This window comes from Bradyrhizobium diazoefficiens (assembly GCF_016616885.1).
Classification (GTDB): domain Bacteria; phylum Pseudomonadota; class Alphaproteobacteria; order Rhizobiales; family Xanthobacteraceae; genus Bradyrhizobium; species Bradyrhizobium diazoefficiens_F.
In genome coordinates this window covers 1053316-1077500 of record NZ_CP067102.1, presented here as the reverse complement: position 1 = coordinate 1077500, position 24185 = coordinate 1053316, and the positions used below count along the sequence as shown (strand labels likewise).

General features: G+C 63.9%; 20 protein-coding genes, 1 rRNA gene and 1 riboswitch (1 of these 22 running past the window's edge). Of the genes, 8 read left to right on the top strand and 13 right to left on the bottom strand.

Going from position 1 to position 24185, the window contains the following annotated elements; all coding sequences use genetic code 11:
- A 16S ribosomal RNA gene (locus JJC00_RS05015) occupies nucleotides 1-1372 on the bottom strand; it reaches 117 nt to the left of the window's first position.
- A 1035-nt stretch (nucleotides 1373-2407) separates the two neighbouring features.
- Here JJC00_RS05015 and JJC00_RS05010 point away from each other — a divergent pair.
- Entirely contained in the window at nucleotides 2408-4486 is a 2079-nt protein-coding gene (locus tag JJC00_RS05010) for a M23 family metallopeptidase (RefSeq protein WP_200471634.1), read from the top strand.
- A 33-nt stretch (nucleotides 4487-4519) separates the two neighbouring features.
- Here JJC00_RS05010 and JJC00_RS05005 read toward each other — a convergent pair whose 3' ends face one another.
- Nucleotides 4520-4933: a hypothetical protein gene (locus JJC00_RS05005; protein ID WP_200471633.1), complete on the bottom strand. Its 414-nt coding sequence runs from the start codon at nucleotides 4931-4933 to the stop codon at nucleotides 4520-4522.
- A 268-nt stretch (nucleotides 4934-5201) separates the two neighbouring features.
- On the opposite strand from JJC00_RS05005, the gene JJC00_RS05000 reads away from it, so the two are divergent.
- Entirely contained in the window at nucleotides 5202-5468 is a 267-nt protein-coding gene (locus JJC00_RS05000) for a hypothetical protein (RefSeq protein ID WP_200471632.1), read from the top strand.
- Nucleotides 5469-5548: 80 nt separating this feature from the next.
- Here JJC00_RS05000 and clpB read toward each other — a convergent pair whose 3' ends face one another.
- Nucleotides 5549-8188: an ATP-dependent chaperone ClpB gene (clpB, locus tag JJC00_RS04995; RefSeq protein WP_200471631.1), complete on the bottom strand. Its 2640-nt coding sequence runs from the start codon at nucleotides 8186-8188 to the stop codon at nucleotides 5549-5551.
- A gap of 244 nt (nucleotides 8189-8432) precedes the next feature.
- On the opposite strand from clpB, the gene JJC00_RS04990 reads away from it, so the two are divergent.
- Entirely contained in the window at nucleotides 8433-9221 is a 789-nt protein-coding gene (locus JJC00_RS04990) for an MOSC domain-containing protein (RefSeq protein WP_200471630.1), read from the top strand.
- Between the two features lie 208 nt (nucleotides 9222-9429).
- On the opposite strand, the gene JJC00_RS04985 is transcribed toward JJC00_RS04990, so the two are convergent.
- The gene (locus JJC00_RS04985) at nucleotides 9430-10086 is read right to left on the bottom strand and encodes a TIGR02594 family protein (RefSeq protein WP_200471629.1); all 657 of its coding nucleotides are present in this window, start codon (nucleotides 10084-10086) and stop codon (nucleotides 9430-9432) included.
- Nucleotides 10087-10304: 218 nt separating this feature from the next.
- On the opposite strand from JJC00_RS04985, the gene JJC00_RS04980 reads away from it, so the two are divergent.
- Nucleotides 10305-11168 carry an alpha/beta fold hydrolase gene (locus JJC00_RS04980; protein ID WP_200471628.1) on the top strand — a complete coding sequence of 288 codons (864 nt, stop codon included), beginning with the start codon at nucleotides 10305-10307 and terminating at the stop codon, nucleotides 11166-11168.
- 111 nt (nucleotides 11169-11279) lie between these two features.
- Here the strand turns inward: JJC00_RS04980 and metW are convergent, their stop codons facing one another.
- Both metW and metX read right to left on the bottom strand, forming a co-directional pair.
- Entirely contained in the window at nucleotides 11280-11942 is a 663-nt protein-coding gene (gene metW, locus JJC00_RS04975; RefSeq protein ID WP_200471627.1) for a methionine biosynthesis protein MetW, read from the bottom strand.
- Nucleotides 11943-11957: 15 nt separating this feature from the next.
- Nucleotides 11958-13160 (bottom strand): homoserine O-acetyltransferase MetX, encoded by a 1203-nt coding sequence (gene metX / locus JJC00_RS04970; RefSeq protein ID WP_200471626.1) that lies wholly within the window; start codon nucleotides 13158-13160, stop codon nucleotides 11958-11960.
- A 93-nt stretch (nucleotides 13161-13253) separates the two neighbouring features.
- Nucleotides 13254-13333: riboswitch (SAM riboswitch) on the bottom strand.
- A gap of 205 nt (nucleotides 13334-13538) precedes the next feature.
- Here metX and JJC00_RS04965 point away from each other — a divergent pair.
- Genes JJC00_RS04965 through JJC00_RS04955 form a run of 3 tightly spaced genes read left to right on the top strand, consistent with a single transcriptional unit; the run spans nucleotide 13539 to nucleotide 16454 of the window.
- The gene (locus JJC00_RS04965) at nucleotides 13539-14387 is read left to right on the top strand and encodes a chorismate mutase (RefSeq protein ID WP_200471625.1); all 849 of its coding nucleotides are present in this window, start codon (nucleotides 13539-13541) and stop codon (nucleotides 14385-14387) included.
- Nucleotides 14388-14421: 34 nt separating this feature from the next.
- Nucleotides 14422-15516 (top strand): histidinol-phosphate transaminase, encoded by a 1095-nt coding sequence (gene hisC, locus JJC00_RS04960; RefSeq protein ID WP_200471624.1) that lies wholly within the window; start codon nucleotides 14422-14424, stop codon nucleotides 15514-15516.
- Entirely contained in the window at nucleotides 15513-16454 is a 942-nt protein-coding gene (locus JJC00_RS04955; protein ID WP_200471623.1) for a prephenate/arogenate dehydrogenase family protein, read from the top strand. The genes hisC and JJC00_RS04955 overlap by 4 nt, the downstream gene beginning before the upstream one ends.
- Here the strand turns inward: JJC00_RS04955 and JJC00_RS04950 are convergent.
- From JJC00_RS04950 to JJC00_RS04940, 3 genes are all read right to left on the bottom strand, one after another.
- Complete coding sequence (locus JJC00_RS04950; protein WP_200471622.1) at nucleotides 16451-16894, bottom strand: hypothetical protein; 444 nt, start codon at nucleotides 16892-16894, stop codon at nucleotides 16451-16453. The two genes, JJC00_RS04955 and JJC00_RS04950, sit on opposite strands and share 4 nt — an antisense overlap.
- A gap of 17 nt (nucleotides 16895-16911) precedes the next feature.
- Nucleotides 16912-18483 carry a hypothetical protein gene (locus JJC00_RS04945; protein WP_200471621.1) on the bottom strand — a complete coding sequence of 524 codons (1572 nt, stop codon included), beginning with the start codon at nucleotides 18481-18483 and terminating at the stop codon, nucleotides 16912-16914.
- Nucleotides 18484-18922: 439 nt separating this feature from the next.
- Complete coding sequence (locus JJC00_RS04940) at nucleotides 18923-20107, bottom strand: DUF2125 domain-containing protein (RefSeq protein WP_200471620.1); 1185 nt, start codon at nucleotides 20105-20107, stop codon at nucleotides 18923-18925.
- 110 nt (nucleotides 20108-20217) lie between these two features.
- Between JJC00_RS04940 and JJC00_RS04935 the strand changes: the two genes are divergently transcribed.
- The gene (locus JJC00_RS04935; RefSeq protein WP_200471619.1) at nucleotides 20218-20829 is read left to right on the top strand and encodes a gamma-glutamylcyclotransferase; all 612 of its coding nucleotides are present in this window, start codon (nucleotides 20218-20220) and stop codon (nucleotides 20827-20829) included.
- On the opposite strand, the gene JJC00_RS04930 is transcribed toward JJC00_RS04935, so the two are convergent.
- The 4 genes from JJC00_RS04930 to ftsE all read right to left on the bottom strand — a co-directional run bounded on the left by JJC00_RS04930 (nucleotide 20826) and on the right by ftsE (nucleotide 24008).
- On the bottom strand, nucleotides 20826-21599 hold the full coding sequence (locus JJC00_RS04930) for a lysophospholipid acyltransferase family protein (protein WP_200471618.1): 774 nt from the start codon (nucleotides 21597-21599) through the stop codon (nucleotides 20826-20828). The genes JJC00_RS04935 and JJC00_RS04930 overlap by 4 nt on opposite strands.
- Nucleotides 21600-21610: 11 nt before the next feature.
- Nucleotides 21611-22315, bottom strand: a complete 705-nt coding sequence (locus tag JJC00_RS04925; RefSeq protein WP_200471617.1) for a YdcF family protein — start codon at nucleotides 22313-22315, stop codon at nucleotides 21611-21613.
- 72 nt (nucleotides 22316-22387) lie between these two features.
- Entirely contained in the window at nucleotides 22388-23356 is a 969-nt protein-coding gene (locus JJC00_RS04920) for a cell division protein FtsX (RefSeq protein ID WP_200471616.1), read from the bottom strand.
- On the bottom strand, nucleotides 23349-24008 hold the full coding sequence (gene ftsE, locus JJC00_RS04915) for a cell division ATP-binding protein FtsE (protein ID WP_092288863.1): 660 nt from the start codon (nucleotides 24006-24008) through the stop codon (nucleotides 23349-23351). The genes JJC00_RS04920 and ftsE overlap by 8 nt, the downstream gene beginning before the upstream one ends.
- Nucleotides 24009-24185: the final 177 nt, after the last annotated feature.

The window sequence follows — 24185 nt, the reverse complement described above, 5'->3', positions numbered from 1 at the left end:
AAAACCAACTCCCATGGTGTGACGGGCGGTGTGTACAAGGCCCGGGAACGTATTCACCGTGGCGTGCTGATCCACGATTACTAGCGATTCCAACTTCATGGGCTCGAGTTGCAGAGCCCAATCCGAACTGAGACGGCTTTTTGAGATTTGCGAAGGGTCGCCCCTTAGCATCCCATTGTCACCGCCATTGTAGCACGTGTGTAGCCCAGCCCGTAAGGGCCATGAGGACTTGACGTCATCCCCACCTTCCTCGCGGCTTATCACCGGCAGTCTCCTTAGAGTGCTCAACTAAATGGTAGCAACTAAGGACGGGGGTTGCGCTCGTTGCGGGACTTAACCCAACATCTCACGACACGAGCTGACGACAGCCATGCAGCACCTGTGTTCCAGGCTCCGAAGAGAAGGTCACATCTCTGCGACCGGTCCTGGACATGTCAAGGGCTGGTAAGGTTCTGCGCGTTGCGTCGAATTAAACCACATGCTCCACCGCTTGTGCGGGCCCCCGTCAATTCCTTTGAGTTTTAATCTTGCGACCGTACTCCCCAGGCGGAATGCTTAAAGCGTTAGCTGCGCCACTAGTGAGTAAACCCACTAACGGCTGGCATTCATCGTTTACGGCGTGGACTACCAGGGTATCTAATCCTGTTTGCTCCCCACGCTTTCGTGCCTCAGCGTCAGTACCGGGCCAGTGAGCCGCCTTCGCCACTGGTGTTCTTGCGAATATCTACGAATTTCACCTCTACACTCGCAGTTCCACTCACCTCTCCCGGACTCAAGATCTTCAGTATCAAAGGCAGTTCTGGAGTTGAGCTCCAGGATTTCACCCCTGACTTAAAAACCCGCCTACGCACCCTTTACGCCCAGTGATTCCGAGCAACGCTAGCCCCCTTCGTATTACCGCGGCTGCTGGCACGAAGTTAGCCGGGGCTTATTCTTGCGGTACCGTCATTATCTTCCCGCACAAAAGAGCTTTACAACCCTAGGGCCTTCATCACTCACGCGGCATGGCTGGATCAGGGTTGCCCCCATTGTCCAATATTCCCCACTGCTGCCTCCCGTAGGAGTTTGGGCCGTGTCTCAGTCCCAATGTGGCTGATCATCCTCTCAGACCAGCTACTGATCGTCGCCTTGGTAGGCCATTACCCTACCAACTAGCTAATCAGACGCGGGCCGATCTTTCGGCGATAAATCTTTCCCCGTAAGGGCTTATCCGGTATTAGCACAAGTTTCCCTGTGTTGTTCCGAACCAAAAGGTACGTTCCCACGCGTTACTCACCCGTCTGCCGCTGACGTATTGCTACGCCCGCTCGACTTGCATGTGTTAAGCCTGCCGCCAGCGTTCGCTCTGAGCCAGGATCAAACTCTCAAGTTGGACTTGAACTTTGAACCGGCTGATCACAACGTTTGACGAGGTCCCACCATTTTTTCATCGACCGAAATCGATGTGCTGCCTGCGATTCACATCGCTGGCAACGATGGTGTTTCCTTTGAAACGTGTACCGCCGAAGTCTTTCGTCCGGTCTCGATCAGAAAAGCCGAAGCTTTCGAGATGCGAGACCCGCAAGGACTCCGCCGTCCACGTTTCTCTTTCTTCATCTTCACTTGTCAAACAGCCCGGGACCAGGAGGCCCCAACCTTCCAGAGTGGAAGGGTTCCGACACCCTTACCGGCGACGAATGAACTCCAACCGATTTGTGTCGGCTGTTGTGCACTCAACGAGGTGAGGAGCATCAGTGGCGCGTTCGCTCGCCTTGGTCAGTGACCCGGCGGCGCCGCGCTCAGTGGTCGGGTTATAGGCCCCCCCGCCCGGGATTGTCAACGCCCATCGTCAACAAAACGTCGCACAGTGGATTGTCGAAAATAATCCAGCGATTCCAGTCGATTAGAAGATCGTGGAGGCGGCGGAGCGAAGCCGCCCGGTAAAAAATCTGAAAAAAATTGGCTCGCAGGGGGCTGGGAAAGGGCTCCGGAGGGGCCCGGGTGGGAGTCCGGGATCGGGCATGGGCGGGGACTTGGGAAGCGGCTTGCGGCGCCCTCGGCCTGGGGCCCTCGCGCCCGGCCGTTCAGGAAACTTTTTCCATATTAGGCGCCGTACTTGAGCCACATTCCCGCGGCGTTCTGATAAGAGACAAGCTTGAATCGCGCGGATGCCAGTGAGGGCTGCCCGCGATTTTCATGGGGTTCAGAGAAGGCGATCTGATGATGACGCGGCCTTCTTCGGACATTCGAAAGACATCGAGAGACCTTCACCTGCCTTGCTGTTCGTAAATTCGGCCGGGCCCTCATCCGGGGCCTACTGAGCGCGAACACCTGTGCGGCACGGCTTTTTCCGCGATACCCCTGCAAGAGGGCGACCGGAGAGAGGGGTGAGGCGAAGGATCTCGGGTCGTTGATTGGGGGACTTGGGTTGAACCAGAGGACGTCACGCGGCGCTTACGGGCGTGAGACCGGGATCATCGATCTCGGTCACGAGCCGCCGCTGTCGGTCGATGGTTCCGAGGCCGCCGTCATCGATCGCCGTCGCGTCTCGGTGCAATGGTTCAGCGGCACAATTCTGACCGGACTCTGCGGCGCAGCCCTGATCGGCGGCGCCGTTTTCGCGTCTCTCGACGGCGAAATGACCTTCGCCAAGGTGCCGGAGCGGGTCGAGGGCGCGCTGCGTGGTGCATTCGGCGCCGCCGATCGCACCGCCACGCTGCACAAGAGCGACCGCCTGCCGCCGCCGAACGACTCCACCGCCTCGCGCAACATCGTGCGCGTCTCGACGGTCGCCCGCGTCGGCAACCGCGACGTGATGCGCGTGCGCCCCTTCGTCCGGATCGCCGGCAATCTGTCGATGACGACCAGCGACCTGTCGGCGAAGATTCCGCCGTTCAATGCGCAGCGTCTGCTCACCGACGTCGGCTCCGATCCGAAGACCGCCGCTGACGATCCGAACAATCCTGAAGCCGTCGAGCCCGACGCCGAGGTCTCCTTCGTCACCAAAGACCTCTCGCCGGTGCTGCCGAAGGCCAAGATTTCCGCCGTGGTGGCGCTCGACGACATCCTGATGCGGGTGCGCGACGCCGCCAATTGGCGCGGCAATGGCGGGGTGCGCTACGCCTCGCTCGCAAATGCCACCGCCGACGTTTCCGGCGTGACTGGCAAGTCTGACATCAACAGATCCGACATGAAGATGGCCTACGCCACCGAAGTGTCGCCGTCCGATCCCTATGCCGGCTTCGAGACCCGCGTGGTGCCGGAAAACGTCACGCTGCTGCCGAAAACCAAAGAGCAGATCACCGGCGGCAATCCCAACGGCGAGCGCGTCCACGTCGTCAAGAAGGGCGACTCGGTCTCCTCCGTGCTGCGCGATCTCGGCGCCACGCCTGACGAAATCAAGTCGATCGCCGCAACGCTCGGCCCCCGCGGCCGCGACGGCGGCATCAAGGAAGGCGAAAAACTTCGCATCCTGATGGCGCCCGCAAGCCCCGGCGCACGGCTGCAGCCGTTCCGGGTCATCGTCGCCAACGACACCACGGTGCAGGCCATCGCCGCGCTGTCCGATCTCGGCAAATACGTCGCGGTCGACGTCTCCAGCATGAACACCGTCGCCGAGGCGACCGCAAACGCCAACAGCGACGACGATGAGGATGATGACGGCAGCGGCGTGCGGCTCTACCAGAGCATCTACGAGACCGCGATGCGCAACAAAGTGCCGATGCCGGTCATCGACGACATGATCAAGATCTACTCCTACGACGTCGATTTCCAGCGCAAGGTGCAGCCGGGCGACTCGTTCGACGTGTTCTATGCCGGCGAAGACGAGGGCTCGACGGCGGTCGACAAGAGCGAAGTGCTGTTCGCCTCGCTCACGGTTGGCGGCGAAACCAAGAAATATTATCGCTATCAGAGCTCCGATGACGGCGTCGTCGATTACTATGACGAGACCGGCAAAAGCGCGAAGAAGTTCCTGGTCCGCAAGCCCGTCAACAGCGCCATCATGCGCTCCGGCTTCGGCGGCCGCCGCCATCCGATCCTCGGCTTCGTGAAGATGCACACCGGCGTCGACTGGGCCACCGCCTACGGCACGCCGATCTTCGCCGCCGGAAACGGCGTGATCGAAAAGGCCCAGCTCGAAGGCGGTTACGGCAAATACGTCCGCATCAAGCACAACAACGGCTACGAGACCGCCTACGGCCATATGTCGGCTTTCGCCAAGGGCATGGAGCCCGGCAAGAAGGTGCGCCAGGGCCAGGTTATCGGCTTCGTCGGTTCGACCGGCCAGTCGACCGGCCCCCACGTGCACTACGAAATCCTCGTCAACGGCCGCTTCGTCGACCCGATGCGCGTGAAACTGCCGCGCGGCCGTTCGCTGGAGGGCCCGATGCTGGCGGGCTTCGAGAAGGAACGCGACCGTCTCGACGGCATGATGAGCGGCCGCAACGGCGCCATCGCCCGCATGTCGGACGCCACCGGTGGCCCGCTCCAGGTCAGCAACCGCTAGGCCGGCAATCCCTCGCCTCTGTTGACCTTGCGGCTAGGACAAGACCTGCGCCCGCACGATCACGAAGACGATCCCGATCGCCGTCAGGCCGAGCGACACGGCCATCAGCGGCAACAGGACGTCGATCGCAGCGTGCGAACCGCGAAGTCTTGCGCCCCAAACCTTGAATTCTCCGGCCTCCCAGTCGTGCAGCGGCATCGGCCGGAGGTGCGGTTCATGCGGCATCCGGTACCTCCTCCAGACCCGCGACAATGTCCACGGCAGCAGGATCGCGACCACGAACAGCAACGTGACCAAGCCGAGGGACAGGCTGACATCACTGCTGCGGTCGAACAGCAGCCAGGCCATCAGCGCGAACCAACCGACAAGGCCGGCTGCGGCCGCGTAGATCTTGGGATGAAGCTCGTCGAAGACAGGATGTTTGGGAGCGACGAGATCTCGTTTCATGGCGATATCCTGAGCTGGCTATGAGCAGGCTTCGCCGACGATGATTATGCTGACACCGATCGATCAGCAGGGATCTTGGCACTTGATCGCAGCACCTGATTGCAGCACTTGGATTGCAGCACTTGGCGGCGAACCTGTGTATGGGGCAATCCCGGTTCACGGCGACGGTTTCATTAAATCGAATGGCACGGATAGCCAGCTGGACCGGTGGAACTGTTAGGCGATCTTCACGATTGATCGGTGCGAGTCCGCCAAGAGGAGAACGACCATGCCGCACCTCTCACGCGACGACGTCACCAAGGCCGTCAGCGGAGCTGACGACGTCACGATTGCACAGATCATCGGAACCGGCGCGACCGTCGAGGAACTCGCCGAAGCCCAGGCCTGGCTCGCCAATGACGAGCCCATGATCAACGATCTCCGCCCGCTCGCGCGTGGTCGTGTGCGCGAGCTCGTGGACATCCTGTCGGAACTCGAACAGGACGGCGACGAGGAAGGGCCAGCATCCCCCGGATCCGTCTCTCCAGTCAGCTAGTCAATAGGCCTGACTAAACAATTCGCCCCGGAGAGAATGACCTCTCCGGGGCGATTTTATCTAGCGGTGCACGCCGATGCTCAGTTCAGCTTGCGCTTCGATACCGGCGCTTCGAACTGGGCGATTTCCGCGGTCTGCGGCGCCTTGCCGTTGAAGGTCAGCACGTTGCCTTCGGACGAGATCGCGACCGTGTCGCCATCCCTGACGTCGCCGGCCAGGATCATCTCGGCGAGTGGATCCTGGAGATAGCGCTGCACCACCCGCTTCAACGGGCGAGCCCCGTAGGCGGGATCCCAGCCCTTTGCGGCGAGCCAGTCGCGCCCCGAGGCATCGAGCGTCAGCACGATCTTGCGATCGGTCAGCAGCTTCTGCAGCCGCGCGAACTGGATCTCGACGATCCGGCCCATCTCGCTCCGCTGCAGGCGATGGAACAGGATGATCTCGTCGATGCGGTTCAGGAACTCGGGGCGGAAATGTCCGCGCACCATCCCCATCACCTGCTCACGCACGGCAGACGTGTCCTCACCCTCGGGTTGATTCACCAAAAACTCCGAACCGAGGTTCGAGGTCATGATGATCAGCGTGTTGCGGAAATCGACGGTACGGCCCTGGCCATCGGTCAGCCGGCCGTCGTCGAGCACCTGCAACAGGACGTTGAAAACATCCGGATGCGCTTTCTCGATCTCGTCGAACAGCACGACCTGATAAGGCCGGCGCCGCACCGCTTCGGTCAGCGCGCCGCCCTCGTCATAGCCGACATAGCCCGGAGGCGCGCCGATCAGCCGCGAGACCGAATGCTTCTCCATGTATTCGGACATGTCGAGACGGACCATCGCGGTCTCGTCGTTGAAGAGATATTCGGCGAGCGCCTTGGTCAGCTCGGTCTTACCGACGCCGGTCGGGCCTAAGAACATGAACGAGCCGGTCGGCCGGTTCGGGTCCTGCAGGCCTGCGCGCGAACGGCGCACGGCGGTCGCGACCGCGCGCACGGCCTCTGCCTGGCCGACGACGCGCTGTCCGAGCTGCTCCTCCATCTTCAGGAGCTTCTCTTTCTCGCCCTCCAGCATCTTGTCGACAGGCACACCGGTCCAGCGCGAGACCACCTGCGCGACGTGGTTGGCGGTAACCGCCTCCTCCATCATCTCACTGGTGCCGTCACGCGCCTCGATGTCGGCGAGCTGCTTCTCGAGCTGTGGGATCCTTCCATAGGCCAGCTCGCCGGCCTTCTGGAATTCGCCGCGCCGCTGCGCGTCGGCAAGGTCGACGCGCAGGGCGTCGAGCTCCGACTTCAGCTTCTGGGCGTTGGAGAGCTTGTTCTTCTCTGCACTCCAGCGCGCGGTCAGCGCCGCGGACTTCTCCTCGAGCTCGGCCAGCTCCTTCTGGAGCGACTCGAGACGGGACTTGGAGCCGAGATCGCTTTCCTTCTTGAGGGCCTCCTGCTCGATCTTGAGCCGGATGATCTCGCGGTCGAGCGAATCCAGCTCTTCCGGCTTGGAATCGACCTGCATCTTCAGCCGCGCAGCCGCCTCGTCCATGAGGTCGATCGCCTTGTCGGGCAGGAAGCGGTCGGTGATGTAGCGGTTGGACAGCGTCGTCGCTGCCACGAGCGCGGAATCGGTGATCCGCACGCCATGGTGCTGCTCGTACTTGTCCTTCAGGCCGCGCAGGATCGAGATCGTGTCCTCGACAGAAGGCTCGCTGACGAAGATCGGCTGGAAACGCCGCGCCAGCGCCGCATCCTTCTCGACATGCTTGCGGTACTCGTCGAGCGTGGTCGCGCCGATGCAGTGCAGCTCGCCGCGCGCGAGCGCGGGCTTGAGCAGGTTGGAGGCGTCCATCGCGCCATCGCCCTTGCCGGCGCCAATCAGCGTGTGCATCTCGTCGATGAACAGGATGAAATTGCCGTCGCTCGCGGTCACTTCCTGGAGCACGGCCTTCAGCCGCTCCTCGAACTCGCCGCGGTATTTTGCACCCGCGATCAGTGCGCCCAGGTCGAGCGACAGCAGCTTCTTGTCCTGGAGGCTCTCCGGCACGTCACCATTGACGATGCGCAGCGCGAGCCCTTCCGCGATGGCGGTCTTGCCGACGCCGGGCTCGCCGATCAGGACGGGATTGTTCTTGGTCCGGCGCGAGAGCACCTGAATCGTACGGCGGATCTCCTCGTCGCGGCCGATGACCGGGTCGAGCTTGCCGTCCCGCGCAGCCTGGGTCAGGTCGCGGGCATATTTCTTCAGCGCGTCATAGGCGTTCTCGGCCGTGGCGGAATCCGCGGTGCGGCCCTTGCGCAGCGCCTCGATCGCGGCGTTGAGATTTTGCGGGGTGACGCCGCCCTTGGCGAGGATCGTACCGGCCTCGCTGGTCTTCTCCAGCGTGAGACCGAGCAAGAGCCGCTCGACGGTGACGAAGCTGTCGCCGGCCTTCTCGCCGGCCTTTTCGGCCGCGTCGAAGGTACGGGCGAGCTCGGGCGCCAGATAGATCTGGCCGGCACCGCCGCCACTGACCTTCGGCACCTTGTTGAGGGCGTCCTCGGTCGCCTTCAGAATTGCGCGGGAATTGCCGCCGGCGCGGTCGATCAGACCGGAAGCCAGGCCCTCATTGTCGTCCAGCAGAACTTTCAGGACGTGCAGGGTCGAAAACTGCTGATGCCCTTCGCGCACCGCAAGCGACTGCGCGGACTGGACGAAGCCCCTGGAGCGTTCGGTATATTTGTCGATATTCATGTCGTTTCTTTCCCTCGGCCTGCCCTTGGGGCCCTCTAAGGCACCCCGAACGGCATCTTCATTGGGTTTCCGCTTGATAACGTTGACGTTCCTCAACGCATCAGGCGGTCGTTATCAGCCGACGCTGGCGCCGGCCTGACCGAGATGTGGGAAGCGTGCCCTCGGATCGAAAGAGGCGGCTTCACAATTTCGTGCGTGGATCGGCCTGCTTGGCAGGCGCGAGGCGAATCCCCTAAGTAGGCCTATGACAACCAGCCAGACCGCCGAGATCACCGGCCTTTACCGCTACCCGATCAAGGGCCTGACGCCGGAATCCCTGCCCCGGGTCCCCTTGCGAACCGGCCAGACCCTCCCCGCCGACCGCCGCTACGCCATCGAGAACGGCCCGAGCGGGTTCGATCCCGAGGCTCCGGCCTGGAAGCCGAAAATCCAGTTTCTGATGCTGGCCCGCAATGAGCGGCTGGCGTCCCTCGACAGCCGGTTCGAGGACGCGACCAACAGCCTCATCATTCGAAAGGACGGCCAGATCGTCGCCAGCGGCGATCTCGAGACCGCGGCGGGGCGCGCCGCCATCGAGGACTACTTCACGGAGAATTTCCAGCCGGAGCTGAACGGCCCGCCGAAGGTGCTGTCTGGCCGGGGCCACAGCTTTTCCGACGTCGCCCGCAAGGTCGTGTCGATCATCAATCTCAACAGCGTCCGCGCCATCGAGACCATGCTCGGCGGCGTCGCCGTCAATCCCCTGCGCTTCCGCGCCAATCTCTACGTGAAGGGCTGGCCGGCCTGGTCCGAGCTCGACCTGGTCGGCGAGACGCTCGCGATCGGGCAGGCCCGGCTGAAAGTGGTCAAGCGCATCGTCCGCTGCCCGGCTACCAACGTCGATCCCGACACCGCCATACGCGATCTCGAGATCCCGCCGACGCTGTCGCGCAATCTAGGCCACATGGATTGTGGCATCTATGCCGAGGTGGTGGCGGACGGCGAGATCGGCGTGGGTGATGCAGTTGTGGTGGAAGAGCCGAGATTGGTGTGAACTTCTTCTCGTCATCCCGGACAAGCGCGCCCTTAAGCGCGCGCCGATCCGGGACCCATAGCCACGGGGAGTGGTTTGGCGAAGACTCGTGGTTGCCAACTCGCGCGACGATGCGAGCCTGTGGTTATGGGTCCCGGATCTGCGCTGACGCTTGTCCGGGACGACAACCTCATGTGACGCGAGGGCCCGCCAAACCTACGATCTCACCTCAATTCGGCATCACATACGCATAGATCCGGCCGCGCGAGATCGGGGCCTCGCGGACGCGGTTGCCGTTGTTGCCGGAGATCATGATCGGATTCCCCTGCGCATCGATGCCGGTGATGATGCCGACATGACCGCCGCGGCGGCCGCGCGACATCACCGCGATGGCGCCGACCTGCGGGCCGGAGACACGCGTGCCGTAACGCGCGAACGAGCTCGCCATGTCGGAGCCGGTGCCCTGATGGCCGGTGTGCTGCAGCACCATGTTCATGAAGCGCGCGCACCACAGGCTGCCGCGTCCCGTCGGATTGCCGCCGATATAACGGCGCGCCTCCGACACGAGGCCCGACCCACCGCCGAAGCCGCCGCTGGCAGCCATGCCGTTGTTGGCCATGCCACTATTGGCGTTCGGATCATAGCTGGCCTGCGTGTTGCCGAATCCACTCGTCTGCAACTGCGCGGCGCTGCGCTCGAAGCGCGATCCGCGTGCATGGTGGCGATAATGATGATGTCTGGCGTGATGCACGTAACCGTGCCGCTCTGCGCTATGACGATGATGCGGCCGCGCTGAGGCCGGAGAAACGAACGCGGCAACCGCCGCGAAGACAATCGCCAGCGCGACAACAGAACGCGACAGGCGAGACGCAAACAACTCGAACATACTTCATCCTTCGTTGACACCCCCACTTCCAATCGGCCCCGTGCCGTGGCCGACATCCGTCCGGCCGTTAAGCCGCCCGATGTGGCGAGAAAAAGACGCCGCTAGCGGCGAATAGCTGCGATGATTTTGCGTCAGTGCTGGCTCGAGGCCGCCTCATTGCGGACAACAGCATTAACTGCGATCCTCGAAATGCGGCTTGAAGAAAGGGAAAACAGTTAATGCCCCACGCCACGACCAGGGACGACGTCCGCATCTATTTCGAAGAGGCGGGTCAGGGAACGCCGATACTTTTTCTGCACGAGTTCGCGGCCGACTACACCAATTGGGAGCCGCAGATGCGTTACTTCTCGCGCGGCCACCGCTGCATCACTTATTCCGCGCGCGGCTACACGCCATCTGACGTGCCTGATGGCGAGGTCTACACCTACAAACATTTCTACACCGACACGCTCGCCGTGCTCGATCATCTCGAGATCGAGCGCGCGCATCTCGTCGGCCTCTCGATGGGCGCCTACTCATCGCTGCAGATCGGATTGAACGCGCCGCAGCGCGCGCTGTCGATGACGCTCGCCGGCGTCGGCTCAGGCTCGGAGATCCAGAATCTCGACAATTGGCGCAAGCAGTGCCGCGCCAATGCCGAGCAATTCGAGACATCAGGCTCTGCCGAGGTCGCAAAAGTCACGCGCGAGGCCCCGAGCCGGATTCCCTTCCTGGTGAAGGACCCGCGCGGCCACGCCGATTTCTACGCCGCGCTGGCGCGGCACGACGCCAAAGGCTCCGCCAACACGATGCGCGGGTTTCAGGGCGGCCGCCCCTCCATCTACACGCTGACGGACGCGATCAGAGGCGTTGTCACGCCGGCACTGATCATCTGCGGCGACGAGGACGACCCTTGCGTCGGGGCGAGCCTGTTCCTGAAGAAGCATCTACCGGCGGCAGGCCTCGCGATGTTTCCGAAGTCTGGCCACGTGCTCAATCTCGAGGAGCCTGCGCTGTTCAACGAGAGCGTGGAGCGGTTCGTGACGCTCGTGGAAGCCGGACGGTGGCCTGTGCGCGATCCAAGGTCGCTGGCTGTTGGTTAGTCGTCGTTCCGGGGCGCTCGAAGAGCGAACCCGGAACCTCGAGATTCTCAGGTGCGCAAGAGCGCACCATAGTTCGATGCTTTGCATCGCCCCGGAATGACGCCCACGGCGTCACTTCCCCTGCCCGCGGCTCAGCAGAAACACGCCCTGCTCGCCGAACAGATTCCACACCCACCATGGCAATCGCAGCCGCAGCGGGCGGCCGTAGAGGTCGAGCGCCTCGGCGCGCTCCATCTTGACGTGGATTTCGTCGCAGAGCTCGACGAAATCCTTGATGGTGCAGAAATGGATGTTGGCAGTGTCATACCAGCTCGCCGGCAGATTCTCCGTGCGCGGCATATGGCCGCCGACCAGGAGCTGCAGGCGCATCCGCCAGAAGCCGAAATTGGGGAACGACACGATGGCGCGGCGGCCAATGCGCAGGAGATTCTCCAGCACGACCTTGGGCTGACGCGTTGCCTGCAGCGTCTGCGACAGGATCACGTAGTCGAAAGCATCGTCCGGATAATTCACGAGATCGGTGTCGGCATCGCCCTGCACCACCGCGAGGCCCTTTGCCACGCAGCGGTTGACGCCCTCGCGTGACAGCTCGATGCCGCGGCCGTCGATGCCGCGGGTCTCCAAGAGCTGAAGCAGATCGCCCTCACCGCAACCGACGTCGAGCACTTTCGAGCCCGGCTTGACCATCTCGGCGACCAGCAGATGGTCGGCGCGAAATGGGCCGGACTGTTCAGAGGCAAGGCCGTTCAGCGGCAGCACTTCCTGTACAGACATCGCTAGCTGTCCTTGTCAGTCATTCTTGCCGGTGAGCCCGCGCGCCTTGCCTGCCGATTGCAGGAAGGCACGGGAGATGTCGAAGAATTCGGGCACGTCGAGCAGGAACGCATCGTGGCCACGATCGGTCTCGATCTCGGCGAACGACACCCGCGCGCTCGACGCGTTCAGCGCGTGCACCAGCGCGCGCGATTCCGAAGTCGGGAACAGCCAGTCGCTGGTGAAGGAGACCACGCAGAAGCGCGTCTGGACTCCGGCGAACGCCTTTGCCAGCACGCCGCCGTGGTCGGCGGCGAGATCGAAGTAGTCCATCGCGCGGGTCAGATAAAGATAGCTGTTAGCGTCGAAGCGCTCGACGAAGGACGAGCCCTGGTAGCGCAGATAGGACTCGACCTGGAAGTCGGCGTCGAACGAGAAGGTCGGCAGCTCGCGGTCCTGCATGCGGCGGCCAAATTTGCGATGCAGCGCGGCGTCCGAGAGATAGGTGATATGCCCGGCCATCCGCGCCACCGCAAGGCCGCGATGCGGTTGCGTCCCTTGATCGACATAGCGACCGCCGTGCCAATCCGGATCGGCCATGACCGCCTGCCGGCCGAGTTCGTGGAAGGCGATATTCTGTGCCGAGTGGCGCGTGCTGCACGCGGTCGGGAGCGCGGAGAACACGCGTTCCGGATAGGCCGCGGTCCATTGCAACACCTGCATGCCGCCCATCGAGCCCCCGACAACACAGAGCAGCGTGTCGATGCCGAGGCGGTCGAGCAGCATGGCCTGCGCCCGCACCATGTCGGGGATGGTAATGACCGGGAAATCCAGCCCCCAGACCTTGCCGGTCGCCGGATTGGTCGAGGCCGGGCCGGTCGAACCCATACAGCCGCCGATCACGTTCGAGCAGATGATGAAGTACTTGTCGGTATCGAGCGGGCGGCCGGGGCCAACCATGATTTCCCACCAACCCGGCTTACCGGTCAGCGGATGCACATTGGCGACGTGCTGATCGAGCGTCAACGCATGGCAAATCAGAATAGCGTTGGAGCGATCGGCGTTGAGCTCGCCATAGGTCTTGTAGGCGATCTGGAACGGGGTGAGATCGATGCCGCAGTCGAGCCGCAGCGGCTGGTCGGCGCCGAACTTCGCGACCTCCGAACTCGGATGATCGACCTCATGGGACCGATCGTCGGCACTGATCGCGGGACTGGGGACAGACTTGACGCCAACCATCTCTGACCATCGACCTCGTTTGCGATCGGACTTCAGATCGCGACTGACATCAGGCCATAAAAAACCCGGCCTGAACGATAGGTTCGGCCGGGATCGAAAGCGTCCCCGGCCTGTTTAGCGAGTTTTTTAACGTGGCTGCAAGCCGGCCGGCTCAAATGACCACGGAACGGACAAAAACCTACCGGCTTGGGCGCTTTTCGTCAAGTCGTGGTCCGGATTAGCCAAAATTGTCTCTCTATGGGCAGCCTGGCAGGTCGTCATTTCTCTTTGCTTTCGCCGCCCTGACTGCCTAATCAGGACAGTGACCGCAGCTGATCCGGCCTTACCAGTCTCGTTGCCCGATCCGCATTGGAATGCCTCTCAACAGTCTTGTCAGATATGTCCCAACGTCCGCCCGCGCCACCATCGCTCCAGGAATTGCGCAAGGAGATCGACGCGATCGACGAGGGCATGCATCGCCTGTTGATGCAGCGCGGCGACATCATCGACCGCCTGATCCAGGTGAAGCAGACCCAGGAGGTCGGCTCAGCGTTCCGCCCGGCGCGCGAAGCCTCCATGATGCGTGACATCGTGCAACGCCATCGCGGCATCCTGCCGCTCGACACGGTCGAGAGCATCTGGCGCGTCATCATCTCGACCTTCACCTATGTCCAGGCGCCGTTCTCGGTGCATGCCGACATCTCGGTGAGCGAGCCGGCGATGCGCGATTCCGTGCGCTTCCATTTCGGCTTCACGGTGCCTTACGTTGCGCATTTCAGCGCGCAGGCCGCGGTCGAAGCGGTGGCGAAATCCAAGGGCGATCTGGCGCTGGTCTCGGCGACCTCGAGCCGCACGCCATGGTGGCTGGAGCTGGAAGCGGACGGCGCGCCGAAGATCATCGCGCGGATGCCGTTCGTCGAGCGTGCCGACCATCCGGCCGCACTGCCGGTGTTCGCGATCTCGCGCGTCGCCGACAGCGCCGTGGTGACGGAGGTCGAGACCTTCAGCGTGCGCGTGTCCGGGTGGAACGCCGAGGTCGCGCGGGCGCTGTCGCCGCTCGCCGAGATCGTGGCGGTGCCCGATACCGCATTTGACGGCGCGGCGCTGCTGATCTCGGTCACGAGCGCCACCAGCATCGACAAGATCAAGGCTGCCCTGATCGACGCGGGGGCCTCGGTGCGCTCCACGGCCCTCGTCGGCAGCCACGCAACGCGCTATACGGTGCCCCCGACCGGGTCGAAATCGTAAATCGCGAACTGACCTAGCCTTTCCGGAGTTGAAGATGTCCCGCCCCGTGCCGAATCCCGGCATTCTCGATATTGCGCCCTACACGCCCGGCAAGAGTCCGGTCGCGGAGCCGGGCCGCAAGGTGTTCAAGCTCTCGGCCAACGAGACGCCGTTCGGACCCTCGCCCAAGGCGATCGAGGCCTTCAAGAACGTGGCGGACCATCTGGAAGACTATCCGGAGGGAACCTCGCGCGTGCTGCGCGAGGCGATCGGCCGTTCGTTCGGGCTCGATCCGAACCGCATCATCTGCGGCGCCGGCTCGGACGAGATCCTCAACCTGCTCGCCCACACCTATCTCAGCCATGGCGACGAGGCGATCTCGACCACGCATGGCTTCCTGGTCTACCCGATCGCGACCATGGCGGTCGGCGCCAAGAATGTGATTGCGGCCGAGAAGAACCTGACCTGCGACGTCGACGCCATCCTCAAGGCGGTGACGCCGAAGACAAAGCTGGTCTGGCTCGCCAACCCCAATAATCCGACCGGCACCTATATCCCGTTCGACGAGGTCAAGCGCCTGCGCGCCGGCCTGCCCTCGCACGTGCTGCTGGTGCTGGACGCCGCCTATTGCGACTATGTCTCGCGCAACGATTACGAAATGGGGATCGAGCTCGTCGCCACCACCGACAATACGGTGGTGACGCACACTTTCTCCAAGATCCACGGCCTTGCCGCCCTGCGCATCGGCTGGATGTTCGGTCCCGAGCACATCATCGACGCGGTCAACCGCATCCGCGGTCCCTTCAACGTGTCGACGCCGGCGATGTATGCCGCGGTCGCTGCGATCGAGGACACCGCGCACCAGGCGATGTCGAAGCAGTTCACCGAGACCTGGCGCAACTGGCTCACCGAGGAGATCACCAAGCTCGGGCTGAAGGTGACCCCGGGCGTCGCCAATTTCGTGCTGATCCATTTCCCGCAAGAAGGCAAGACTTCGGACGCGGCCGACGCTTATCTCACCAAGCGCGGCCTCGTGCTGCGCGCGTTGAAGAATTACGGCCTGCATCATGCGCTACGCATGACCATCGGCACTGAGGAGGCCAACCGCCTCGTCGTCGGGGCCTTGCGCGACTTCATGGCCGGCAGATGAGCGTGGACCCGCACTTCCAGCGTGTCGCGCTGATCGGATTCGGTCTGATCGGCGGCTCGATCGCCCGCGCCGCGAAGCTTCAGGGCTTGGCTTCCGAGATCGTCACCACCGCGCGCTCGGAGAAGACGCGCGCGCGGGTGATGGAGCTCGGCATCGTCGACCAGGTCGTGGCGACCAATGCGGAAGCGGTGAAGGATGCCGATCTCGTCATCCTCTGCATTCCCGTCGGCGCCTGCGGGCCGGTGGCGCAGGAGATTGCTGGCTTTCTCAAGCCCGGTGCGATCATTTCCGACGTCGGCTCGGTCAAGGGCGCGGTGGTCAAGGACATGGCGCCGCATCTGCCAAAGACCGTTCATTTCGTGCCGGCGCACCCGGTCGCGGGCACCGAGCACTCGGGGCCGGATTCCGGCTTCGCCGAGCTCTTCATCAACCGCTGGTGCATTTTGACGCCGCCGGAAGGCACCGACGCCGCGGCCACCGCGCATTTGCGCGCCTTCTGGGCGGCGATGGGCGCCAAGGTCGAGGTGATGACGCCGGATCACCATGATCTCGTGCTCGCGATCACCAGCCATCTGCCACATCTGATCGCCTACACCATCGTCGGCACCGCCGACGAGCTGCAGCAGGTGACGGAATCGGAGGTCATCAAATTCTCCGCCGGCGGTTTCCGCGACTTCACCCGCATCGCGGCCTCCGATCCGACGATGTGGCGCGACGTGTTCCTCGCCAACAAGGACGCCGTGCTGGAGATGCTCGGCACTTTCACCGAGGATCTCGCAAAACTCACCCGCGCGATCCGTCGGGGCGACGGCGAGGCGCTGTTCGATCACTTCACCCGCACCCGTGCCATCCGCCGCGGCATCGTCGAGATCGGCCAGGATTCGGCGGCTGCAGACTTCGGCCGCCAGCACGGCCAGCTCGACAAGAAACCCGACTAACCGCGGTCCTTGACCCGCGCGATACGGCGCCGGCCGGCAAGACCGGCGCCGATCTGCATGCACACGCCCAGCATCCAGGTGGCGCCGAACAGAAGATTGCCGGCGGGATCGGACGTCTCGTCGAGCACGAACGCATAGAGCGCGAGCAGGCCCGCTCCGGCGGCGAGGAACGTGCCGGTCGCGCTGGCGAGACCGATCGCGAGCGATCGGTGCGCCGGCCCCGCCTGAAGCTGCGGCCAGCGCGGGATGTCGATCCCGAGATAGGCGCCGATCATTCCGAGCACAATCAGCAGGACAGTGAATTCGACGGTGTCGAACCAGGGCAGCTCGACCCGCATCAGCAGTGCGGCGACGAAGGTGGCGCCGACCGCACCCGTCATCGCCAGGCCAAGCCGGGCGACGACGTGTGCGAGCCGAAGGATCAGAAGACCGTCGGACAATTGCCGTCCTCTGGAGATTAGAACGGATAGTATCGGATCTGCGTCATGACGATGTTGTCGTCAGTCTTGGGCGCGCCGCCGACACCGGCGAAGGCGAACCGCTGCGTGTAGGAATACTGCACGCCGGCTTTGAGCGTGCCGTAATTGCCCTGGTAGATGGTGTCGTAGATGCCTGCGGTGACCTGCCGGACTTCCCTGGTGTTCCCGTTGCAGGTCGCGGCCGGCGTGTTCTCGGTGAAGCAGCCGGTGTTGTTGTAGAGCGGATTGCCGTAACCGAACGGCGTGGTCCCGACATTGGCGAAATTGGCCTTGGCTTTTTCGAGGCCGGCGTAGCTGTAGACGTCGAGGCTCGGCGTCGCGTGCCAGATCAGGCCGACCGCGGCCGCCGTGATCGTCAGCGGCAGCACCGTGCCGTCCTGCGCCACCGCCGCATCGGGGAACGGCGTCGCCGTGAAGCGGCCGAGCACGCCATGCGCGCCGTAGAGCTGGAGGTCGAGGGTCTTCGGAATCAGCTCCGCGAACACGTGGCCGCCAAAGCTGCCGGTGTCGTAGGTGTGGTTGGTGCCATTGAAGCGGTCGAACAGCTGGCGATAGAGCGCCCAGGCTTCGACATGCAGCTTGTAAGGTCCGAGCCGCGGATCCCACGCCGCCTTGACGGTGACGTCAGGCACCTGATTCAAGCTGACATTGTTGAGGTTGTTGAAGAAGCTGCCGCCCGGCCCGGTCAGATTGACCTGAAGGTTAGGGTTGAGCACGCCCTGCGGGCCCACCGCCGGCGTGCCGACCGTCGGCGTGTTGCCGCCGAAGAACGCGGTCTGCGGATTTTCGACCGACGCGGCGAGCTTGAACTCGGGCCCGAGATCCTTCCAGACGCGCAAACCAGGCTGCCGTGCCGCCAAGAATCCCGGAACGGATTCGAAGTCGATGACGCCGGGCGCATCGACGCCGCGCGGATCGATGCCCGTCTTGGTCGGCGCGTTCAGCGACCAGGATTGGCCGGCGAGGAAGTGAAGGCCGAGATCGGCCCGGTCGAGTTCGAGACTGAGCTGCCGCATCCGCGGATTAAACGAGTTGGTGGCAACCGAGCTCGCCGTCTGCGCCGCGCCCTCGAAATCGATTTCGCCGTAGCCGGCAAGATGCGTATCGGGATCGGCGTTGCCTTCGGCCAGGACCGAGAACCGGCTCTGGCGCGCGGAGAAGCGCGCCTCCGGGAAGTAGAAATTGTGGCTCTGCTGATAGGGGATGAAGTTGTAGACCGAGCCGGTGTCGGAGGCGATGTTGCGCGAGCGGTAGATGCCGGTGAGATCGACCCAGCCACCGAATGTCAGCGTCACCCCCTTGTAGCAGACCTTGCCGCCCGCACATGCCTCGACGGGCAGCGCCTTGTAGGTCCCGGGCATCGGCATGACCTTGGCCTGCACCGCTTCGACCTGGCGCGTCTTACGCGCCTCCGAATCGACCCTCTGCTGCAGCTCCTTCAGCTTGGTCTTCAGCGCCTGGATTTCGGTTGCGACATTGTCGTCGGCACGCGCCTGTCCCGAACAGGCAGCGAGTAGTCCCAGCATCAGTCCGTAGTTGATGATCCGCACGTAAGCCTCCCTCCACTTGGGAAGCAGGTGCACTTGGTTGCGCCCCCGGCGCGTGCATGCTTCCCTGGTGTGGAGTGATGCGAATGGGCCGGCTGCTATTCTCGGCGAGGCGCATCTTCTGCATCACGTTTTTCCTGACGATCATGTTCGGAATATTTTCGTCGCTTCGCCGATCCGCATGCGCGATTGCTGCGCCTACTGGGCTTGGTAGGCGGCCGGCTCATGCGACTCCCACTGCGCGAACGCAGGCGTCGCGAGTGCAGTCGAGATGGCGATGGCGGCAACGAACAGCTTGGACGTCGTCACGGTCTTCTCTCCTGCCTGGGCGGCCCGCTTCATCGTGCAGCCGACATGGAGAGAGAGCGGAGATCGCGGCTCCGCATTCCCGATGCGAAGTCGCCTCGTCATCACGTTGGCGCGAAGGCGCCGTGACCGCCGATCAGTACAGCGGCGGAATCTGGCCGACCGTGACCGGGCCGAGCAGCACGGCGCCGTCGACGAATTTCAGCGGGAAGCTGCGGGCCTTCTTGCCCTCGAGCGTGCTCTCGGTGCCGATCGAGTTGATGCCGGCGGCAACGCCGGCGTTGGCGTTCTGCTTGATGACCTTGCCGAGGCCGGGAACGGCGCGGTCGAGCGCGCCAAAGAGATTGTTGAGGTCCTTTGACTTCACGCCGGGCGCGACGCGATCGAGCGTTGCCTGCGGCACGCCCTCTTCCAGCATCTTCTCGATGCCGAGCGCCGGGATGACGCGTTCGAGACCGGCCACGGTCATCTGCAATTCGCCATCCAGTCGGCCATTGGCCGAGAGGCCCAGCGTGCCGGCCGCGACCGCGATCATGTCGCCCTGCTGGATCCGCGACTGCACGATCTCGATGTGACCGCCGGCGGCCTGGATCTCGCGGAAGCGCTGCGGCCAGGGTTTTGGGGTGAGATCGGAGAGCCCGGTAATCTTCGCGCGCGTGTCGGCTTCGAAAGGCTCGGCGAGCAGCGGGTGCACGCCCTGGATCGAACCCTGCGCGACCTGGAGCACGGTCTCGATGACGGGGTGGTCAGCCGGCGATCCGTCCGCGATGCGCCCATGCAGCTCAATCTGCTTGGCGCGCGCGAGCGGCACCTGCACCGAGCCATCGAGCCTGTTGAGGCTCGGATCGTCGAACACGATGGAGGCGCGTTCCGGGATAGCCGGCAAGCCGATCACGCTGCTTTGGCCCTTGCTCCAGTTCACCACGAAGGTGTTTTGCGTGACGCCATCGGTCAGCGTTGCCGGCGCGGAAAACTCGGCGATGACGTGCTTGGGGTCATAGACCTGCGCCAGAACCAGAATGTTGTCGAGCTTGGCCGTGAACGGCGTCTTGCTCGCATTCTGCGACACCAGGGCGACGCTGGCGCCGGAGCACTGAACCTCGAAGCGGAACGGGAAGCCCGCGATCGAGCGCTTGGCGCAGTCGTAGATGCGGCCGGATTTGGCCTCCTGCGCGCGCCAGGCATCGGCTGCGACCTCGGCCTGCGAGGCCGCATAGAACCAGAAGCCGCTCCAGGCGGCCGCAAGGATCAGGAGGAGGACGGGAGCAATGAAGAGCCCCCAACGGGAGCGCCGGCCTGCGGCAATGGTCATATTGGACATGCGGCGACCCTTTGACCCCGGATTTTGTCAAATGTAAGCGAGGCTGGCCCCCGACGAAAGGCAGAGAATTCGCTTCGCTTGGGGGCACGGTTCTGGTAGCCGTGCCCGAAATGTCGGAAATCACCCTCCCCTCCGTCACATCAGCCAAGGGCGACCTCTGGGTGTTCGGCTACGGATCGCTGATGTGGCGGCCTGGCTTCGAATTCGAGGAGCGCGTGCCGGCGCGGCTGGTCGGCGAGCACCGCGCGCTGTGTGTCTATTCCTTCGTGCATCGCGGCACGCCGGAGCAGCCGGGCCTGGTGCTTGGGCTCGACCGCGGCGGCGCCTGCCGCGGCATCGCCTTCCGCGTCGCTGAAAAGGACCGGGCCGACGTGGTCGCCTATTTGCGGGCGCGCGAGCAGGTGACGTCGGTCTATCGCGAGGTGATGCGCTCGGTGTGGCTGGAGAACGAAGCGCGTGAGCGCGTCTCCGCGCTCGCCTATGTCGTCGACCGCGGCCATGTGCAATATGCCGGCCGGCTCTCGCTCGCCGACCAGCACCGCCATGTGCTGCAGGGTCACGGCCAGTCCGGCGCCAACCGCGACTATGTGACGGCGACCGTGAAGGCGATCGAGGCCGAAGGCTTTCGCGACACGCAATTGCATCAACTCGTGACGATGCTGCATGGCGACGCGCATTCGCTGCACGCGCCCGCTCCCGCAGAAGATCGAGAGAACCGCTAGCTCTCCGAGGGAGCGTAGCTCGGCGCGCTGCCGATCAACTGCTCCTGCTGCTTGCGGCCCGCTTCGACGAGGCGGCCGGTCGCATCTTCGATCGCAGTCTGCACGCGGGAGAGAAACTCATCCTTGGGCAGGCCCGGCGGCAGCGGATCGAGGAACTCCACCACCAGCGTGCCGGGATAGCGCATGAAAGTTCGGCGCGGCCAGAACAGGCCGGAATTGAGCGCGATCGGCAGGCACTGCACGCCGCAGGATGAATAGATCTGCGCAAAGCCGGTCTTGTAAGCCGGCGGCGCCCCCGGCGCGCGGCGCGTGCCTTCCGGAAAGATGACGAGCTGGCCACCCGCGCGCACCGCCTCGCGCGCGCGCCGCGTCATGTCCAGCAGCGCCTTGACGCCGGCCTTGCGGTCGATCGCGATCATGCCGGTCTTGACCAGGAACTGACCAAACACCGGGATCTGCATCAGCTGGCGCTTGAGGATGAAGATCGGGTGATCGAAGAAACCCGGCAGCACGAACGTCTCCCAGAACGACTGGTGCTTTGCGGCGATCACCAATGGTCCCGTCGGGATTTTCTCGACGCCGCGGAATTCCACCTTGATGTTGCAGATCACCCGCATCAGGACCATCGTCGCCTTTGCCCACCATTTGGCAATCGTCAGCATGGCGCGCGGCGGCAAGGCGAAGGTCGGCAGCGCTACGATCGCGAGGCAGACCAGCACGGCATAGAACAGCACGTTGAACAGCAGCGAGCGCAGGAAAATCAGGAACATCGAAAATCCGATCAATTGGCCTGCGCGGTGGCAGGCCGCCTGGATTGCAGACCTGCTGGCTGCTCCGACACTTCGGGCGAAAGGTCAATCCCGAAATCCTCCAGCCGCACCCTGAGCTCGGCGGCGATGTACTTGACATATTCGGACAGGAGCAGCCGCAGCGTCGAGGCCGAGGTCCACCACGGCTCCTCGCGCCATTTGTCGCCGACCACGGCGAACGGGACCAGCGTCGTCTCCGGCATCGCATGCGAGAATTCCACCAGCGCGCGCGGCATGTGATAGTTCGATGTGACCACGATCAACGATTTGAAGCCGCGTCCCTCGGCCCAGCGCCGCGCCTCGGCTGCGTTGCCGCGGGTCGTGAGCGCGGTGCGGTCGAGATCGACGCAGCAGGTCATGAAGGACTGGTTCTCCGGCAGCGTCCGGGAGATGTCGCTCGCCGTCGACGTCGGGTGCACGCCCGAGATCAGCAGACGCCTGCCGTAGCCGGCCGCCAGCAGCTCCATCGCATCCGGCACCCGAGATGAGCCGCCGGTCAGGACCACGATGCCGTCCGCCTTGCGGTCCGGCGCGATCTCCGCGCCGCGCAATTGCGACAGGAACGCCACGAAGCCGGCCGCCGCGCCGACGAAAACGAACGCGACCGTCGACACCACGGTCGCGCGCAGCCAGCCGCGCGGCAAGTTCGGCGTTTGATCGTCGGTCGGCGAGGTCATGCGATGTCGGTGATCCCTTCCCCGGATTATTTTAAGACGTTTTGAGGCGATGTGGAGTCCGGTTTAGCGGGCTTAATCGACGTCGTTCAATGTCGCGAACAGCGTCTGTCGCGAGGCGACCGCGGTGATCGCGCCGATCAGGACGGCCTGCACTGCGAGCACCACATAGCCGGACGGCCGCAGCGAGAAGGTGCCGAGCAGGGCCGCGAACTGGTCGCCGACCGGGGTGCCGGAGAACCAGCCGGCGATCGACTCGGAGAAGCCGAACAGCAGCATGGCGACGCCGCCGCCGATGACGCCGCCTTCGAGGCCGAGCCTGAGGAAATGCCGCAGGAAATGATTGGCGATGTAGCGGTCGCCGGCACCGACGAAATGAAGGACCTCGACGATCGGGCGGTTCGCCGCCATCGCGCCGCGGGTCGCGAACGAAACCGAGATGATGGTTGCGACGATGACGAGTGCGAGGATGCCGATGCCGGCGAGCACGGTGGCATTGGTCATCGAGCGCATCCGTTCGATCCAGGCGCGGTGATCGTCGACGCTGGCGCTTGGCGCCACTTGCGTCACGCGGGCGCGCAAGGCGCCGAGATCGAGCGCGGTGCCCGGCTGCACGCGCGCGATGATCATGCGCGGCACCGGCAAATCGTCCATCGAGAGTCCGGTGCCGAGCCAGGGCTCGAGCAGCTTGCCGCTCTCCTCCTTGGTGAACGGCTTGACTTCGACGATGCCGGCTTGTGCGCGCATCGCCTCGGTGACGGCAGCGGAATCGCGCTCGATGTCGCGGCCGGATTGCGGGCGGACCTGGATGGTGATCTCGCTCGCGACATCGGACTGCCATTCCGCGGCGGAGGCGCTGACCAGCAGCACCGTGCCCGTCGTCATCGAGGCGAGGAAGGTCATGATGGCGACGACAGCGACCAGCGCGCGGCCATGGATCGAGGCGCGCGGCACGATCGGCGACATGTTGCGCGCCCTGGCCGGAAGCTGCGGACGTTCCTGCCCGAGATCGACCAACACGCCGCGCTCGTCGGTCTTATTCATAGACGTGCAGCCGGCCCTGATGCAGCACGAAGCGGCGCGCTTCGTACTGGTCCATCAGTGCAATGTCGTGGGTCGCGATAATGACGGCCGTGCCTGACTTGTTGAGCTCGATGAAGAGACGCAGCAGTCGGCGCCCGAGCGTCGGATCGACGCTGCCGGTCGGCTCGTCCGCGAGCAGCAGTTGCGGCCGCGAGATCACCGCGCGCGCGATCGCCGCGCGCTGCTTCTCGCCGCCGGACAGGATCGGCGGCAGCGCATCCATGCGATCGCCGAGCCCGACCCAGCGCAGGAGGTCGATCACCTCCTTGCGATAGCTCGATTCGCTGCGGCCCATGACGCGGAACGGCAGCGCCACGTTCTCGTAAGTCGTCATGTGATCGAGCAGGCGGAAATCCTGGAGCACGATGCCGATGCGCTTGCGCAGATCAGCGATCTCGTCCTTGCCGAGCTGGGAGACGTCGTGACCGAACAGATTGACGAGGCCGCGCGTCGGCCGGTGCGACAGGAACAACAGGCGCAGCAGCGACGTCTTACCGGCGCCGGACGGGCCGGTGAGGAACTGGAAAGAGTGCGCCGGGATCTGGAAGCTGAGGTCGCGCAGGATCTCCGGCCCCAGACCGTAACGCAATCCGACATTTTCGAACCGAACCAAGCTCAGCTCCGTTCGAGAGGGGACGTAGAGCGCACGCTAGCGAGGTTTCGCCGCATGCGATCAAGGGGTTGTGCGACCGTTATGGTTTCCGGTTCGTTAACGGTCGCGCTGTAGCATCCCCGGCAACATCCTTAGAAGTCCCTTTGGCGCCCGGTTCAGCGCGACAAGGTCATCGTC